General features: G+C 63.0%; 17 protein-coding genes and 1 other RNA gene. 8 read left to right on the forward strand and 10 right to left on the reverse strand.

Going from position 1 to position 16,452, the window contains the following annotated elements; translation table 11 throughout:
* Entirely contained in the window at window positions 1–2,100 is a 2,100-nt protein-coding gene (locus E4680_RS07415) for a thioredoxin domain-containing protein (RefSeq protein ID WP_135281776.1), read from the forward strand.
* 9 nt (window positions 2,101–2,109) lie between these two features.
* Here the strand turns inward: E4680_RS07415 and E4680_RS07420 are convergent, their stop codons facing one another.
* The 10 genes from E4680_RS07420 to E4680_RS07465 form a co-directional block, all read right to left on the reverse strand.
* The gene (locus E4680_RS07420; RefSeq protein ID WP_135281777.1) at window positions 2,110–3,054 is read right to left on the reverse strand and encodes a hypothetical protein; all 945 of its coding nucleotides are present in this window, start codon (window positions 3,052–3,054) and stop codon (window positions 2,110–2,112) included.
* 21 nt (window positions 3,055–3,075) lie between these two features.
* Window positions 3,076–4,011 (reverse strand): carbohydrate kinase family protein, encoded by a 936-nt coding sequence (locus tag E4680_RS07425; protein WP_135281778.1) that lies wholly within the window; start codon window positions 4,009–4,011, stop codon window positions 3,076–3,078.
* A gap of 23 nt (window positions 4,012–4,034) precedes the next feature.
* Window positions 4,035–5,537, reverse strand: coding sequence for an aminomethyl-transferring glycine dehydrogenase subunit GcvPB (gcvPB, locus tag E4680_RS07430; RefSeq protein WP_135281779.1), 1,503 nt, complete (start codon window positions 5,535–5,537; stop codon window positions 4,035–4,037).
* An 18-nt stretch (window positions 5,538–5,555) separates the two neighbouring features.
* Complete coding sequence (gene gcvPA / locus E4680_RS07435; RefSeq protein ID WP_135281780.1) at window positions 5,556–6,917, reverse strand: aminomethyl-transferring glycine dehydrogenase subunit GcvPA; 1,362 nt, start codon at window positions 6,915–6,917, stop codon at window positions 5,556–5,558.
* Between the two features lie 15 nt (window positions 6,918–6,932).
* On the reverse strand, window positions 6,933–7,325 hold the full coding sequence (gene gcvH / locus E4680_RS07440) for a glycine cleavage system protein GcvH (protein WP_135281781.1): 393 nt from the start codon (window positions 7,323–7,325) through the stop codon (window positions 6,933–6,935).
* A gap of 30 nt (window positions 7,326–7,355) precedes the next feature.
* Window positions 7,356–8,459, reverse strand: a complete 1,104-nt coding sequence (gcvT, locus tag E4680_RS07445; RefSeq protein WP_135281782.1) for a glycine cleavage system aminomethyltransferase GcvT — start codon at window positions 8,457–8,459, stop codon at window positions 7,356–7,358.
* A 77-nt stretch (window positions 8,460–8,536) separates the two neighbouring features.
* The gene (locus tag E4680_RS07450) at window positions 8,537–9,751 is read right to left on the reverse strand and encodes a UbiH/UbiF/VisC/COQ6 family ubiquinone biosynthesis hydroxylase (protein ID WP_135281783.1); all 1,215 of its coding nucleotides are present in this window, start codon (window positions 9,749–9,751) and stop codon (window positions 8,537–8,539) included.
* Window positions 9,748–11,007 (reverse strand): 2-octaprenyl-6-methoxyphenyl hydroxylase, encoded by a 1,260-nt coding sequence (gene ubiH / locus E4680_RS07455; RefSeq protein ID WP_135281784.1) that lies wholly within the window; start codon window positions 11,005–11,007, stop codon window positions 9,748–9,750. The genes E4680_RS07450 and ubiH overlap by 4 nt, the downstream gene beginning before the upstream one ends.
* On the reverse strand, window positions 11,004–12,302 hold the full coding sequence (locus E4680_RS07460; RefSeq protein ID WP_135281785.1) for an aminopeptidase P N-terminal domain-containing protein: 1,299 nt from the start codon (window positions 12,300–12,302) through the stop codon (window positions 11,004–11,006). Before E4680_RS07460 ends, ubiH begins: the two co-directional genes overlap by 4 nt.
* Entirely contained in the window at window positions 12,299–12,853 is a 555-nt protein-coding gene (locus E4680_RS07465) for a UPF0149 family protein (RefSeq protein WP_135281786.1), read from the reverse strand. The genes E4680_RS07460 and E4680_RS07465 overlap by 4 nt, the downstream gene beginning before the upstream one ends.
* A gap of 118 nt (window positions 12,854–12,971) precedes the next feature.
* On the opposite strand from E4680_RS07465, the gene E4680_RS14045 reads away from it, so the two are divergent.
* The 7 genes from E4680_RS14045 (at window position 12,972) to rpiA (ending at window position 16,393) form a co-directional block, all read left to right on the forward strand.
* A complete protein-coding gene (locus tag E4680_RS14045) occupies window positions 12,972–13,184 on the forward strand; it encodes a TIGR02449 family protein (RefSeq protein ID WP_167792429.1) in 213 nt (70 codons plus the stop codon).
* Window positions 13,181–13,495, forward strand: coding sequence for a cell division protein ZapA (locus E4680_RS14050; protein WP_167792430.1), 315 nt, complete (start codon window positions 13,181–13,183; stop codon window positions 13,493–13,495). The genes E4680_RS14045 and E4680_RS14050 overlap by 4 nt, the downstream gene beginning before the upstream one ends.
* A gap of 43 nt (window positions 13,496–13,538) precedes the next feature.
* Window positions 13,539–13,722, forward strand: a non-coding RNA gene (gene ssrS, locus E4680_RS07475) — 6S RNA.
* A 40-nt stretch (window positions 13,723–13,762) separates the two neighbouring features.
* Window positions 13,763–14,392: a 5-formyltetrahydrofolate cyclo-ligase gene (locus E4680_RS07480; RefSeq protein WP_135281788.1), complete on the forward strand. Its 630-nt coding sequence runs from the start codon at window positions 13,763–13,765 to the stop codon at window positions 14,390–14,392.
* Window positions 14,393–14,402: 10 nt separating this feature from the next.
* Window positions 14,403–14,867, forward strand: a complete 465-nt coding sequence (locus tag E4680_RS07485) for an EVE domain-containing protein (RefSeq protein ID WP_135281789.1) — start codon at window positions 14,403–14,405, stop codon at window positions 14,865–14,867.
* A gap of 170 nt (window positions 14,868–15,037) precedes the next feature.
* A complete protein-coding gene (locus E4680_RS07490) occupies window positions 15,038–15,670 on the forward strand; it encodes a PDC sensor domain-containing protein (RefSeq protein ID WP_135281790.1) in 633 nt (210 codons plus the stop codon).
* A gap of 69 nt (window positions 15,671–15,739) precedes the next feature.
* Window positions 15,740–16,393 carry a ribose-5-phosphate isomerase RpiA gene (rpiA, locus tag E4680_RS07495; RefSeq protein WP_135281791.1) on the forward strand — a complete coding sequence of 218 codons (654 nt, stop codon included), beginning with the start codon at window positions 15,740–15,742 and terminating at the stop codon, window positions 16,391–16,393.
* The last annotated feature ends 59 nt before the right edge of the window (window positions 16,394–16,452 follow it).

Consider the following 16,452-nt stretch of genomic DNA (forward strand, 5'->3'; position numbering starts at 1 on the left):
ATGACGCATACCGCCCCTGCCAACCGGCTGATCCACGAACACAGCCCCTATCTGCGCCAGCACGCCCACAATCCCGTCGATTGGTATCCATGGGGAGCGGAAAGCCTTGCGCTCGCCGTGCGTGACAACCGGCCGATCCTCCTGTCCATCGGGTATTCGGCCTGCCATTGGTGTCACGTGATGGAACAGGAATCATTCGAAGATCCGCAGACCGCCGCGCTGATGAATGCGCTCTTCGTCAACATCAAGGTGGACCGGGAAGAGCGGCCTGATCTGGATCGCGTCTATCAATTGGCGCATCAAATCCTGACGCAACGCAGTGGCGGCTGGCCGCTCACGGTCTTTCTTACCCCGCGCGACCACATGCCCTTTTTCGCCGGCACCTATTTTCCGCCCGAACCACGCCACGGACTCCCCGCGTTTCGGGAGTTGCTAACCCTTCTGGCGCGTTTCCATCGAGAGCGCGGCGAAGAGATTCACCAACAAAACACCGACCTCGCCGACATTCTCCAGGCGCAAATCGCATCAACCCAAACGCACACGCTCGATGCGAGCTTGGTGTCCGCGGCTGAAGCATCGCTCCTGGACTGGATGGACCTGGAAGACGGCGGTTTCGGGCAAAGCGCCAAATTTCCCAATGCCCCGGCGCTGAGACTCCTGCTGCAGCGCACCCCGGCGTTAAACGGCCAGGAACGCGATGCAATCGCGCGGGCAGCTGTGCACCGGAGCCTCGATGCCATGGCCCTGCGGGGACTTTGGGATCATATCGGCGAAGGATTTTTCCGGTACACCATTGATGCGCATTGGCAGATTCCGCATTTCGAGAAGATGCTCTATGACAACGCGCAACTGCTGGCCCTGTACAGCGAAGCTGCAACCACATTTCAGGAGCCCCTCTATCGGGATCGAGCGCTCGGTATCGTCCGCTGGGCCATGCGCGAACTGTGCAATCCGGGCGGCGAATTCTACACCAGCCTGGATGCGGACAGTGGCGGGGAGGAAGGGGCTTATTATCTGTGGAACCGCCAAGACGTTGAAACCGCGCTACCTCAACGGTTGTGGGCGTGTTGCGCGCCAGCATGGGGACTGAATGCCGCTCCGAATTTCGAGAACCGGGCCTGGCACCTGCAACTCCAAGCGCCGATTGGCGTTCTGGCCCAGGAATTGGGGCTCCCGCCTGATCAGTTGATGGCCGACTTGTTAGAAGCCCGGAATATTCTTCGGCCGCTGCGCGACCAGCGTCTCTCCGTCCATCGTGATGAAAAAATCCTGACCGGCTGGAACGGCCTCATGATCTCGGCGTTAGCCCTTACGGCACGCAAGCTCGGCGTACCAGAACTTGCCGAGACGGCGTTGAACAGTCTGCGTGCACTCCGCGCCGCTGTGTGGCGCGACGGCCGACTGCTCGCGGTTCACGCCGGCGGTGATGCATACCTTCCCGCGTATCTGGACGACTATGCGTTCCTGGCCGATGCAGCCTTGGGCGTGAGCGAAGCCTGCGGCTCTGCAGAGGCCCTGCATTGGGCCATCGAATGGGCTGAAGCCTTGATCTCCCATTTTCAGGATATTGAAAATGGGGGATTTTTCTTCACAGCCCACGACCATGAAGCGCTCATCCACCGCCCCAAACCTTTTGCGGACGAAGCGACGCCGGCAGGCAATGCGGTTGCTGCCCGCACTCTCCAGCGCCTCGGATGGATTCTGGCCGAACCGCGCTATCTCGTGGCAGCAGAGTCCACGTTACAAGCAGGCGCCGAGAGCATGCGCCGGATACCGCATGCCCACGCGAGTCTGGCACTGGCGTTGGAGGAGTTCCTCCATCCCCCCACACTCATCGTGCTGCGCGGCGCGACGTCCGTCACACAGGCGTGGCAACAGCGAATCCAGGCCGTGAAGACCGCGGCGGTGATGATTTTCGCCGTTTCGGATCCGGCCGACGATTGGCCGGATGCCTTGGCCGCTAAGCCAGCGCACGGGAAGATCTGCGCGTATCTGTGCCGGGGCACGCAGTGCGAAGAAGCTCCCTATCATGATCTCGCAGCCTTGTTGGAGCGTCTCACCGCTACGCCGCAGGATCGGGCGACATCCGGTCGCGTCTGAGCTGGTCGTTCAAATGCCGGATTGCGGCAGCCAATCCTGAAGAGAAACCGTCTGTACGCCATCTCCGCGGCTGTGTGCATAGAGTCGATCGAAGGGTTGCCGATGGCGATGATAGACGCCAAAACCGTGCACTCCGACGAACCAGCGAGACCATGGGCCGACGAAGCGATATTTCGGCTCCAGCGGCTCCTCATCGTAAGCGCTGAACGTCGCCAGCACCGCACCAGCGCCTGGATGGGCGGCTTCGGATAGCACGCCGACACGACGCGGCACAGGATCGCGAAGGTTCACGTAGTGGACATAGCGCGGCCCATCGGGCCACCGACTCGTCGCCCCACCGGCGGTTTCCACGCGGACGCGACGCAGAGCGCCTGCCAACTGCACCGCCGTCATGCGCTGCGCCATGATCCTGCGTGCCTGTTCCAACGCGTTGCGCAAATGAATCGCGCCCTGACTGTTTGCTTTGAGATGAATTTCGCTGCCTGCCCCCAAGCGCATCACGATGCTCTGTGTCAAGGTCGCGACCGGTGGGCTCTCCACCCCCAGACGAGCATCGTGGATGGCATCCGGAACTCGCCCCCCCTGGGTCGCGTTATAAACGGCGACGACGGGAGCGCCGGTCTGCTGAGCCAAAAGATGCAACTCCGGCAGAGTCCAATCGACCTGGTGATTGGCGCCGTTGACATAGACCAATTGCCGGTTGCCGGAATCGAACGTGCGCGGATCAGTCACTGCAGGAATGTCATCCAAGCCAATACGGGCTGGATCGTAGAGACACGCCTGCGCCCCCATCCATGCCCCGTCATAGGCGCTGTTCCATCGCCCGCCGGGTAACGCCGCCGGGTCAGTGCATAGCAATGCGCCGTGCCGGGCCGGACGATATTCGGTGGACAGGAGATAGAGCAGCCCATATCCAAGCAAAAGGAAAGCTGCCCATCCCAGGATGCGTATCATGCAAGCGCCTGTATGCCCGATTCAAAGCAGGTCCATCCCAAACGCGTCCCGGAATCTGGTCTCGAACTCCGCGAAATCAAATCGATGATTCTGCGTGCCCGGATGTGCGATCTTGATCGCACCCATCAGTGAAGCAATCCGGCCGGTAAGCGCCCAGTCCAATCCCCGCTGCAAACCAAAGATCAAACCGGCCCGATAGGCGTCACCGCAGCCGGTCGGATCACGCAATGCATCAGGGCGCGCTGGCGGAATGGCGATTTCCTTACCATCGGCATAGATCGACGATCCTTGAGCACCCCGGGTCACGATCACGGCATCCACATGCCCGGCAAGCCGTTCCAGGGAATGCCCCGTGCGCTCCTCGAGCAGCGCCGCCTCGTACTCGTTGACCGCCACCCACGTCGCTTGGTCGATAAAGCCCATGAGGTCGCCGCCGTTGAACATCGGCAGTCCCTGGCCCGGGTCGAACAGGAAGGGAATACCGGCTTCAACAAATTGCCGTGCATGCGACAACATGCCTTCGCGCCCATTCGGGGCCACGACCCCCAGCGTAACGGACTCATCGGCACGAACCGGATTCTCATGCGCATGGTTCATGGCGCCCGGGTGGAAGGCCGTGATCTGATTGTCATCGAGATCGGTGGTGATGTAGGCCTGCGCCGTATAGGTATCCGGGATCTCGAGGATATCGCGCTGGTCGATCCCACACCGTTCGAGCCAACTGCGGTAGGACGCGAAATCCTTGCCCACCGTCCCCAAAGGCCTGCCCTGTCCACCCAGGAGGCACAGATTGTAAGCAATGTTCCCGGCACATCCACCGAACTCACGGCGCATCTCTGGAACCAGAAACGACACGTTGAGCATGTGCACCTTGTCGGGAAGAATGTGTTCCCGGAAGCGCTCGGGAAAGACCATGATGGTATCGAAGGCAAGTGAGCCGCTGATCAAGGCGTTCATGGGGGATCCTAACGTTCGTTGATTCAAGCCGAAGGATTCTGGGTCGGCCGAGTCGGCACGTCCCAGCGCAAATCGAGTTCGCGAGCCGCCCGCACCTCGTCGAGGCGCCGCACCGGCAGGTGATGCGGCGCCTCGCGCAACCGTTCCGGCGCTGCATGCGCCTCGTCGAAGATCGCCGCCATGGCCTCAACGAATCGATCCAGATCCTGCTTGCTCTCCGTCTCCGTCGGCTCAATCAGCAAACACTCCGGCACCAGCTGCGGAAAATAAACCGTGGGCGCATGAAAGCCGTAGTCGAGCAGGCGCTTGGCGACATCCAGCGCCGTAATGCCCGTCTGGGCGGTCAAGGGTTTGAGACTGAGTGTGAACTCATGGCTAGCACGCCGTGCCGGATAGGCCGGTTGGTAGCCCACAGCGCCCAAGCGGGCAAGCAGGTAGTTGGCGCTCAAGGTCGCGTAGATGCCGACGCGCGACAATCCTTCCGCGCCCAGGAGCCGGGCATAGACATAGGCGCGAAGAAGCACGCCCGCGTTGCCCATGAACGTCGACAGTCGACCAATGGTCTGGGGACAATCGGTTCGTCCGGCCCAGCGATAGCCTTCCCCTTCCCTGCAGACGAAGGGAATCGGCAGGAAGGGCCTGAGGCGCTCACCCACGCCCACGGCGCCGGCGCCCGGCCCGCCGCCGCCATGCGGCGTGGCGAAGGTTTTGTGGAGATTGACATGAACCACATCGAATCCCATGTCCCCGGGCCGAACCTGTCCCAGAATGGCGTTGAGATTGGCTCCGTCGTAGTACAGCAGCCCGCCGGCTTCATGCACAAGTTCAGCAATCTCGACGATGCGCCGCTCGAACACCCCCAAGGTCGACGGATTGGTGAGCATGATCGCCGCCGTATGGGGCCCCACCGCTGACCTCAGCGCCTCCAGATCCACGTCGCCGGCCGAATCGGTCGGAATCTCACGCACCGTGTAGCCGCACATCACCGCAGTCGCTGGATTGGTGCCGTGCGCGGCGTCGGGCACGAGCACCTCGGTCCGCGCCAGATCGCCTCGCGCACGGTGGTAGGCCCGAATCATTGCCATGCCGGCGAGTTCGCCCTGAGCGCCGGCCATGGGCGTCAGAGATACCGCCTGCATGCCGGTCACCGCCTGAAGCGTTTCCTGAAGTTCATACAGGCAGGCCATGAACCCCTGTCCTCGCGAAACCGGCGCGAGGGGGTGGCGACTCAGAAAACCGGGCAGCATCGCCAGGGTGTTGCAGGCCCGCGGATTGTACTTCATGGTGCAGGAACCCAGCGGATAGAACTGGGTGTCGATGGAAAAGTTGCGCTGAGACAGGCGGGTGTAGTGCCGGACCACCTGCAACTCGGAAACCTCGGGCAGCTGAGGTTGCTCGCTACGGCGCAGCGCAGGAGGCAAATCATCCCAGGACTCCGCGACCGTCGGCGTCTGTGCAAAGGCCCGCCGGCCCGCCGCCCCCTGCTCGAAAATCAGCGCCGGGCTGTCGGTTGCCCGTAATTGCATGCTTGAGTCCAACACGGGTCAACTCTCCAGAATGTCGGCCAGCGCCGTGCCATAGCGGGCCAGGTCGGCTTGTGTACGCGTCTCGGTTGCACAGACCAGAAGCGCATTGCCCAATTCGGGATACGCCTCGGAAAGATCGAAGCCGCCGAGAACACCGGCACTGGCCAGTGCCTCCAGCACAGGCGCCACAGGCTGTGGCAGTGTCAAGACGAACTCATGGAAAAAGTGACCCCCGAACCGCAGCTCGACGCCGGGTATGGCGGCCAGCTGACTGGCCAATGCCGTTGCCCGCGCGTGGCTGGCCAGCGCGGCGCGGGCCAGGCCTTCAGAGCCCAACAAGGCCATATGGATGGTCGAGGCCGTCACCATCAAACCCTGGTTGGTGCAGATGTTCGATGTGGCCTTGGCGCGGCGAATATGCTGCTCGCGCGGCTGCAGTGTAAGCGTGTAGCCGACCCGCCCGTCCCGATCGACCGTTCGACCGACGATCCGCCCCGGCATCTGACGGGCATGATTGGCACGACAACACAGGAATCCGTAGTAAGGTCCGCCCCCTGAAAGTGGAATGCCGAGCGGCTGACCGTCGCCACAGGCGATATCGACACCACTCGCGCCGGTGCCCCACTCGCCGGGCGGTTTGAGCACGGCCATCGCCAAGGGATTGACCAAGGCGATGACAAGCGCGCCACGCGCCCGCGCCGCGTCCGTCAACGCGTCAACATCTTCGAGTCGACCGAAGAAATTGGGCAGCGGGATCACCAGCGCCGCCGCATCGGGCAAAGCATCCAGGGTCGCTGCCGGAGTCAGGCCCGTTTCCGGATCATACGGCACTTCAATGAGCTCGATGCCCTGGCCCTCGACAATGGTCCGCACCGTTTCGCGATAGAAGGGGTGCACCGACGCGGGCATCCAGATCCGTTGCGAATTGCCGCCTCGATGTGCCCGAAGGGCCATCAGCACCGCCTCGGCCAGCGCTGACGCGCCGTCGTAAAGCGAGGCATTGGAGATATCCATGGCCATCAGCGCGGTCATCATGGACTGGTATTCGTAAATCAGCTGCAAGGTGCCTTGACTGGCCTCGGCCTGATAGGGGGTATAGGCGCTGTAGAACTCGCCCCGCGTCGCAATTTCCCATACGGCGGCGGGGATATGGTGCTCATAGGCCCCGGCGCCGAGGAAACACAGATCGGCGCCATCGCGCGCCGCCCGCTCGCGCATCAGCCGGCTGATGGCCATTTCCGAAGCCCCGGGTGGCACCCCCTCAACGCGGGCCCAGCGCAGGGACGCTGGAATCTCGTCGAACAGCGCAGAAACCTCGGGAACACCGATGGCCGCTAACATCGCCTGGACATCCTCAGGCGTATGGGGAATGAATGGCATGCCCGCGCGCCTCCGTCAGCCGCCCTGATCCAGAACGGCGCGATAGCCCTCGGCATCGAGCAAGGCATCCAGGCTCACCGAGTCGGCAGGGGTCACCCGAAACAACCAGCCGCTGCCATAGCAGTCCTGGTTGACCTGCTCGGGATGATCGACCAGTGCCGTGTTGATCGCTGCAATACGTCCGGCGATCGGCGCGTAGATATCGGACGCCGCTTTCACCGACTCGACCACGGCGCATACCTCCCCAGCGGCCACTTCACGGCCGACTTCGGGTAGCTCCACGAAGACCAGATCGCCCAAGGCATCCTGCGCATGGTCTGTGATGCCCACCTGAAAATCACCACCCTCCTCGGCCCGCAGCCATTCATGGGTGGACACATACTTGAGATCGGCCGGAATCTGGCTCATCACGGAAACTCCTGGGAACAATCGAAAATCTTACAGGGCGTCCAAATCGATACTGGCTACCCCATGACGGACGAACGGTGGTTTGACCACACGCGCCTTCAACGCCTGCCCGCGCAGCAATACCTCACACTGATGCAGTCCCGACGCCTGAACAGGCACCCGCGCGAGCGCAATGGCGCGCTGCAAGGTCGGCGAAAAACCGCCGCTGGTGATCCGGCCTTCCGTGCCATCGGCAAAGCGCACGACTAGCCCGTTGCGCAACACACCCCGTCCCTGAAGCACCAACCCCACCTGCCGGCAGCGGGGTGTCGCGGCCTCCAGTGCGGCGCGGCCCATGAACGAGCGCTCGGGTGGCGCCATGGCAACAGTCCAGCCCAGACCGCATTCGTTCGGAGTATGCGCGTCGTCCAGATCCGTGCCGTACAGGCTCAGCCCGGCTTCCAGTCGCAGCGTATCGCGGGCGCCGAGGCCGCAGGGTTGCACACCTGCCGCCAACAGGGCATGCCACATACCTGGGGCGGCGCCAACCGAAAGCAGAATCTCGAAGCCGTCCTCGCCGGTATAGCCTGTCCGGGCGATAAATCCTTCTGGACGCTCGACGAACTGAAACGCCTTGAGCGCACGCACGGCGGTCAAAGTTTCGGCCGACACGACATGCCCCAGGGCGCGTTCAGCCATCGGTCCCTGCAATGCCAGCATCGCCAGGTCGGTGCGGTGGATCAGCTCGGTCGCGCCACCGATTTCCGTCCGACGGGCTTCAATCCAAGCCAGATCGCGTTCCCGAGTCGCGGCGTTGACCACCAATCGATAACGGTCCTCTCCCCGGAAGTACACGATCAGATCATCCAGAATTCCGCCCTCGGCATTGAGCATGCAACTATACAGCGCATGTCCGGGATGACTCAGCCGCGCCACGTCATTTGCCAGCAGCAGCCGCAAGAACGCCTTGGCATCCGGACCGGACAGATCGATCACCGTCATGTGGGAAACGTCAAAAACGCCGACTTCCGCACGCACGTGATGATGCTCCTGCAGCTGCGAGCCATAGTGCAACGGCATGTCCCATCCGGAGAACGGGACCAGCCGCGCGCTGGCGGCCACATGGCTGTCGTAGAGGGCAGTACGCTGGTTCACATGGGCTCCTCAAATCACGGTGAAGAGACGTCGGGACCGTCCCCGGCCCCCGTTACCATGGCACCAGGGCAGCGGCCTCAGAAGGTCGCGCGAGTGTCCCCGGAGACGGGGGTCAGGCCCATGGCTTGGCGCATGATAACGCGCTTGACCCATCCCAGCCGATCCACGCCGCCCAGACCGATGTTCCGCAATCCGGTAAGAACCGGATTGACGTTCCCGAACAGATACTTGAATCCATCCATCGACGCCGCCGTCAGAAGGTTGTCCGCTCGGCGCAGCCGCTGATAGCGCGCCAGCACCCACGTCTCCCCAGCGTCCCGCCCCTGGGACCGTCCGGCGCGAATCGCCTCGGTCAGTGCAATCGCATCCTGATAACCCAGGTTGACGCCCTGTCCGGCCAGCGGATGAATCAGATGAGCCGCGTCCCCCACCAGCGCCACTCGCTCGCCGACATAGCGCACCGCGTGAATCCACCGCAGCGGAAAGCTGATGCGCGGGCCACAGCGACGCACTTCGCCGAGGCAGCGCTCGCTGCTATCGGTCAAAGCCTGCAGAAAGAGCTCATCCGGCGCTTCCAGATAACTACGGGCAATGGGCGTCGTGCATGACCATACAATCGCGCAACGGCCATCGGCGAGCGGGAGGAAAGCCAGCGGGCCATCCGGCAAGAAGCGCTGCCACGCCGTATATCGGTGCGGCCGCTCCGTCTCGATAAGCGTCATGATCGCGAGCTGATCGTAGCCATGACCAAAGGTCGGTATGCCGGCGAGCGCACGGATGCCTGAATCGGCGCCATCGGCGCCCACCACCAGAGCGGTCTCCAGCATTGCGCCATCCGCCAGCGTCAGGATCGCCCGGTCTTTGTGCCAGTTCAACCGCTCGGCTCGGCGCGGTGCGAGACATCGAACGTACGGATGATCGTCCAGTGCGGACAGTGCCGCCTGTTGGACCAGCCGGTTTTCGGCGATGGTGCCGAGGTGCTCGGCTGGCACCATCGCCGCATCGAAGTCGATTGCCCCGCTCTGGTCCCAGACATGCATTTGCTGATAGGGACACAGACGGCCGGCCGGCATGCGGGGCCAGATGCCGAGCGAGCGCAGCCAGTGTTCGCTGGCCGGCGCAATGGCCGAAACCCGAGTATCCATTGGCGCATCCGCGAGCAGAGGCGGCGGCAGCGCAGCCTCGACAACGGCCACGGACAGTCCCTGTTCCCCGAGCGCGCAGGCGAGCGGCGTGCCCACCAGCCCGCCACCGACGATGACGACATCGTAGCGTTCAGTTGCGCCGCTCATGGACCGCCTCCGGTGATCCGGCTCGGACCGCTTCCCCGCGCCAGGGCCGGCATGCCCGAATCCAGCCCCATGGTGTGCAGAACGAATCCGGTTTTGAGGGCAGGCAACAGATCGAGCCCGAGCAAACCCAGACTACGGGCATGCTCGAATCCCGGAAAGCGCTGGGCGAACAATCGCGGCAGGGCATCGGAAAAGCCGATGATCTGATCCTGATAGCGCTCGATGCGCTGCTCGAAGCCTTCCAGGATATCCCGGTCCCCGGGATCGGTGGCTTCGGCCAAAATTTCCGCCAGGATGGCCGCTTCACGCAGTGCCAGGTTGAAACCCAGACCCGCGACGGGATGGATGGCATGCGCCGCGTTGCCCAGAAACACAGTCCGACCTTCCACCATGCGCCGCGACCGCACCAGTGCCAGCGGATAGGCCCGGCGGCGACCAACGCGTTCGAAGCGTCCCAGGCGACGCCCGAAGCGGGCCTCCAGTTCCTCCAGAAACTGTGCGTCCGGCAGCTCCAATGCCCACTGCTGGGCTAGGGACGAAACCGTCCATACCAATGCGCAGCGTGCCTCCGACAACGGCAGCAGGGCGATCGGACCATCCGGCGTAAACCGTTCGAATGCACGCCCCTGCGGCGCAATGCCCGGACTCACATTGGCGATGATCGCGCTCTGGCCGTAGTCACGCCGGGTCACCCCCACGCCGAGCAGGGTTCGCACCGGCGATTCGGCGCCGTCGGCCGCGACCAGCAAGCGGCTATGAATCTCGAAGCGTTCCGTCTGATCTTCCAGCCGCACCCGCATGCGCCCACCGTCCTGATGGACTGCCACCACGCGCGAGGGGGCATAGACGTCCAGATCTTCCTGACGCCCCAAGCGATCCAGCAAGGCCGCGATCAAATGGTGGTTGGGCAAAACCTGTCCCAGTGCGTCCACACCGACCTCCCGTGCGTCGAACCGGCTGACCCCGAAACCGCCCTGCTGGGACACGTGGATATGTCGGATCGGACTGGCATGTCGCGCCAGTGCAGACCATACCCCCAGAGACTGCAGGATGCGCACCGATGCGAATGACAACGCCGTGGTGCGTTCGTCATAGCCCGGTTGTTCCATCTGGTCGAGTGGCTGGGCCTCGATCAGCGCGACGCGCAGTGACTGGGGCGCCAGCGCCAGCGCCAGCGCCGCGCCCACCAGGCCGGCGCCGACCAGGACCACATCGTATTCCGCCCGCGCGCCGCCGCGCAGCGCATGAACGCTCATGACCGCATGACCGCCTCCACTTCGGCCACTTCCTTGACCGCCCCGGCAGTGAGCACCTCACAGCCCTCGCGGGTGACGACCACGTCGTCCTCAATGCGTACCCCGATATTCCAGAAGCGCGGGTCCAGATCCTCGGCCGGGCGCAAGTAGAGGCCAGGCTCAACCGTGAGCACCATCCCCGGCTCCAGCACGCGCCACTGGCCATCCACCTTGTAGTCGCCCACATCGTGTACATCCAGCCCCAGCCAATGGCCGGTGCGGTGCATGTAATAGCGCCGGTAACTCTGCGCCGCCAGCACCTCGTCAAGACTGCCCTGCAAAATGCCCAGAGCGAGCAACCCCTCGCTGAGCACCCGCACGGCGGCTTCGTGCGGGGCGTTCCAGTCGGCACCGGGACGCACCGCAGCGATCGCCGCCGCCTGCGCCGCGAGCACGCACGCGTAAATTTCACGCTGCGGGCCGCTGAACCGGCCGCCCACCGGAAAGGTCCGGGTCACATCGGCGGCATAGCCATCGAGCTCCGCGCCGGCATCGACCAGCACCAGGTCGTTTTTTTTCAGCGGCGCGGCGTTGTCGATGTAATGCAGGATGCAGGCATTGGCACCGCCCCCCACGATGGGCGGATAGGCATGCACGGCGCCATGACGCATGAACTCATGGGTGTATTCCGCCGCCAGCGCGAATTCGCGCCACCCCGGCCGGCAGCGAGCCATTCCGCGCTGATGACCATCCACGGTAATCGCCGCTGCCCGGCGCATCACACCCAGCTCCGTGCGCCCCTTGAACAAGCGCATCTCGTGGAGATGGTGTTCCAGTGACAGGATTTCCCAAGGCGCCTGGAGACCGGAACGGGATTGTTCCTGCAAGCGCCGCACCCAGCCCACGACGCGTTGATCGAATGCCGCATCGCGCCCCAGGGTATAGTGGATGCAGGAGCGGCCCTCCATGAGCCCGGGCAGGATGTCGTCGATGTCGTCGATCGGGAAGGCATCATCGGCACCGAATCGCGCACACGCGCCCTCAGGCCCGGCGCGCAGCCCATCCCATTGTTCACGCTCGGGATTGCGCTCACGACAGAACAGCAGGTATTCCCCTTGTGGCCGGCCTGGCATCAGCACCGCTACGGCATCCGGCTCCGGAAAGCCGGTGAGATAGAGAAAATCGCTGTCCTGACGGAAGGGATAGTGCGTATCGCGGTTGCGCGTCCGCTCGCGCGCTGCCGGCAGGATGGCCATACCGCGCTCCCCAATGACCTGCATCAGGCGGCGTCGGCGCCGTGCGTATTCCGCCGTCATGCCGGATCTCCGCCGCCCACGTCCCGGAGCCGCACCCGCTCGGCGTACATCAGCAATGCGCCCACCCGCACATACTCGACCAGCTCGGCATAGGCCTGTTCATCCTCTTCATCCGTGAGTCCTGCGCCACGCAGCCGCGCAATTTCGGCAAAATCCGTGATCACCTCACGCAATGGATCTGGCGCATCGGCCCAATCCATCCCGGCCTCGATGAGCCCGTAGAGAAAACCCTGCGTCCATTCTGACAGCCCGCCGACCCGTGCCTCGAGTGGCGCCGCATCGTCGGGCAACAGCAACGCAAAATCGAGCTCGATTCCGCTCAGGGCCGTCTGACTTTCAATAACCAGCCGCCGCAACAGGTCGACGACGTCCTGATCGATGCGCCCTTGACCATCGCAGGCCCATTGATCGACCAACGCCTCGATCCTGTCACGAGCTGCATCGCCGCACAACAGCCCACATATCTGGCCGTGACATTCGGATGGCGATGGCGCATCAAGACAGTCCACCTGCGCCATGGCAAGCATTTCAAAATCGACAGCTTGCGTCATTCTTTCTCTCCGTGATGCGTGCAGCGATGCCCCGAAAATCCGGTTTGCCCCGGTGACGGGAGCGCTCTATAGTCTACCCGTTCGATGCGTGTTGCTCTCCTGTGGGGAATTCTCCCTTATGAACCAATCGGCTTTCGACCGCCTGGAATCCGAAGTGCTGGCATTGATCCAGCAGACCGAAACCTTGCGCCGCGAGCAGACGGCCCTGCAGGCGCGCCTGGAACAGCTGATGACCGAACGCGCCCATCTGATCCAGAAGAACGAGCTGGCCCGGAATCGCCTGGAAGGCATCGTCAGTCGACTCAAGGACATGGAAGAGGGTTCCGTATGAACAACAACCCGACTCCGGAACGCACCACGGTCACCATCCGTCTGCTCGATCGCAGCTACCAGGTTTCCTGCTCGGCCGAAGAACGTCCCTTGCTGCTGGCTTCGGCAGAACTGGTCAGCGGGAAGATGCAGCAGATTCGCCAGACCGGCAAAGTGGTGGGCATGGAACGCATGCTGGCTGTGGTCGCCCTCAACCTCGCGCAGGAGCTGCTGGTGCAACAGCAAGCCAGCGAGCAGACCTCCGCCCTGGACCAGCGCATCAACCAGCTCAGCGAAAAAATCCGTCAGACCCTCGATGATTCGCTGGTCTGAACGCTTGCATCCGACGCATTCAAACCCCAGACTAGAACCACGACGCCTCCTGCGGTGTTCGAGGGCTGCCCAGGGTACCCTTGAGCCTAAATGCAAACCCAGGGCCGAACCGAATGGCGCCCTTGTGCATGTCCGCTTCATCGCGGAAAGCCTTCCAGCTCCATCGTTCTGCCCACTTGAACCGCTGGTTCAAGGTCACGGTCGGCCACGGCACAGGCGGGAGGCGTCTTTCATTCATTTCCATTCCGCCCTATCCCGACTGCCGCATTGAACACCGACCAGCGCACGCACCCGCACCCGATTAAGAATCCGGTCTCCCGCGCCGGCCTGCGTCGACAGTTGCGTCAGAAGCGCCGTGCCTTGCCGCCGCGGCAGCGACGCCAGTGGAGCCGGCGCATCCTGAAGCGACTGACAAGCCTGCCGATGTGGCGCACGGCGCGCTATGTCGCGCTTTATCAGGCTGCCGATGGCGAAGTCGACACCAGCGCATTGATCCCGGTGGCCATCCGGCAAGGTAAAAAAGTCACCCTGCCCCGATTGCATCCCCACGCGCCATTCCGGATGGATTTCATCCCCTATCGGCCCGGAACTGCGATCAAGCGTAACCGGTTCGGCATTGCCGAACCCGTCGGACGCGTCCTGCACCCGGCCACGCGTATCGACCTCGTCCTGATGCCACTGGTCGGTTTCGATCACCGGGGGCATCGCCTCGGAATGGGCAGCGGCTATTATGACCGCCGTTTTGCGTTCACCCGCCGCCGAGCCGGTTTACCACCGCGACTGTGCGGTCTGGCCTACAGCTTCCAGCAGGTGCCGACACTCGACAGCGCACCTTGGGACATTCCGCTCCGGAGCGTGATCACCGAACAGGGCTGGATCCGCTGTTTTTCGCCTTGAGGAACCAAACATGGCTGCCTACTGGCTGATGAAGACCGAACCAACTACTTTCGGAATCGATCACCTGCGCGAACGCGGTATCGAGCCCTGGGATGGCGTGCGCAACTATCAGGCTCGCAACATGATCCGCGATCAGATGCAACCCGGCGACGGCGCGCTGATCTACCACTCCAACTGCACGGTCCCGGCCATCGTCGGACTGGCCCGTATCCGCAGCGCCGCTTATCCCGATCCAACCGCCTTCGATCCCGACTCACGCTACTACGACCCGGCGAGCACCCCGGAGCGCCCACGCTGGTATGTGGTGGACGTGGCCTACGAACGCCACCTTCCCCGCCCACTCCCATTGGCGGAGCTGCGTACCTATCCCGAACTGGAGGGCATGGCACTGCTCCGGCGCGGCAATCGACTCTCGATCACGCCGATCAGCCCCAACCATTGGGAATTTCTGCTCGAATTGGCCGGAGCGGTCTGACGAGTTTGCGTCAATCCGGACACCGAGGCGTACAATATGCGCCCCTATAGCGCAGTATTTGCTGCGAGAAAACTCAAGCCATTGAAAATACAAGCCACGCTTTCCGGCGTGATCGTTGCTTCTTCAATTTTCACCACCCATCGAACTGTCCACCAGCCTCGGAGGGATTCATGATCATCCGCCTGCAATCGGCGAGCCTGAACCACTTTCTGTTGAAGCTCAGCGGAGAACTGCCTGTGCACATCGGCGAAAAACGGGAGACCGCGCGGCTGTTCGAGGAACACCGGGATGCCATCGGTTCGCTCATGACCGAGATCATGCAGCCCCTGCACAAGCTGGGGAGCAGCCTGCGAGACGACGACGAAGTCCTGATCCAGGTCATGCGGGAACTGGTCATTCGCTATTCATTCATCGAACTGCTCTACAGCCTCGACGAGAACGGCATCCAGCGCAGTGAAAACATCTCGGTCGACCGCACCCTCAGTGTCCACAAGGGTTCCAATCAGCGCGGCAAGGACCGCAGCACCCGTCCTTACTATCAGCAGGCCAAAGCGCGTTCGGATCTGGTCATCACCGAACCGTACGTTTCCATGGCAACCTGTGATTACTGCATTTCGGCAGCGCGCCCCTGGCTGCGTGAAGATGGCGAGATTGGCGGCTACGCCGTCGTCGATGTTCGCTTCCAGGCGCTCCTCGAGTTCCTGCGCGCCCGCGCCATGCATCGCCGCAGAGGATTGCTCTGGGGATTGGGCCTCGCCGGATCCGCGCTTGGTGCCAGCCTGCTCTCGCTTTTCCTGCTCTGAGTGCGCTTTCGCCGGCGAGGCCGGACACGCTAGGATAGTGGCCCGACCATCTTGTGGGCCCACTTCGTCATGAATAGCAATGCGTACAAGCGCGAGGTCGCCGTCGCGGCGGCTGCAGAAGTACCGGAAGGCATCACGCTGGGTGTCGGCAGTGGCAGCACCGTCGATGCCTTCATCGACGCACTGGCCGAGCGCCGGATCCGTTTGACCGCCACAGTCGCCGCATCGGAAACCAGCGCGCGACGATTGCGTGAACATGGTTTCGAAGTGATCGACTTGAATCAGGCCGATGAAATTCCGCTCTATGTGGACGGCGCCGATGAAATCGACCCCAAGCTTCACCTGACCAAAGGTGGTGGCGCTGCGCTGACACGGGAAAAAATCATTGCCAGCGCCAGCCGACGATTCCTGTGCATCGCCGATGACAGCAAGCTGGTCGACCGCCTGGGCCATTTCCCGCTGCCCATCGAGGTCATTCCCATGGCCCGCAGCGTCGTCGCCCGTCAACTGGTCAAGCGCGGCGGACGCCCGGCTTGGCGGGAAAATGTGGTGACGGACAACGGCAATCTCATCCTGGATGTGAGCGGTCTAAAAATCGCCGATCCGATCGCCTGGGAAAAAGACCTCAACAACATCCCCGGCATCGTCACCGTGGGGCTGTTCGCGCTGCGCCGGGCGGATCATGTCCTTCTGGCCGGCCCCAAGGGATTGCGTCGGCTTTGAAAAAATCGCCGCAGCACTGAGCCTGCGGCGCTCACAGTCAGACGAGGGCCGGTTTACAC

It is taken from the genome of Candidatus Macondimonas diazotrophica, assembly GCF_004684205.1.
Lineage (GTDB): Bacteria > Pseudomonadota > Gammaproteobacteria > UBA5335 > UBA5335 > Macondimonas > Macondimonas diazotrophica.